This is a genomic window from Serratia sp. LTN-2, assembly GCF_059740205.1.
Map to the genome: position 1 here is coordinate 10,866 of NZ_JCAXDO010000034.1, position 328 is coordinate 11,193.

Annotated in this window: 1 protein-coding gene; it reads left to right on the forward strand. The window is 60.4% G+C overall.

What is annotated here, in order from left to right; translation table 11 throughout:
* The coding region (locus tag AC6BYQ_RS27310) for a site-specific integrase (RefSeq protein WP_498057838.1) at window positions 1-328 on the forward strand (328 nt) is incomplete at both ends.

Sequence of the window (328 nt, forward strand, 5' to 3'; positions counted from 1 at the left end):
TACGGGCGCCCGCATTAACGAGGCACTGGCGCTTACTCGAGGGGATTTTTCGCTGGCGCCGCCCTACCCGTTCGTGCAATTGGCCACACTCAAGCAGCGGGCGGAAAAAGCGGCCCGAACTGCCGGCCGTTCGCCTGCCGGCAGTCAGACGCATCGCCTGGTTCCGCTTTCTGATGCGAGCTATGTCAGCCAGCTGGAGATGATGGTGGCCACTCTGAAAATACCTCTTGAACGTCGTAACAAGCGAAGCGGCAGAACCGAGAAGGCACGTATCTGGGAGATTACCGATCGGACGGTCCGCACCTGGCTCAGCGAAGCGGTTGAAACG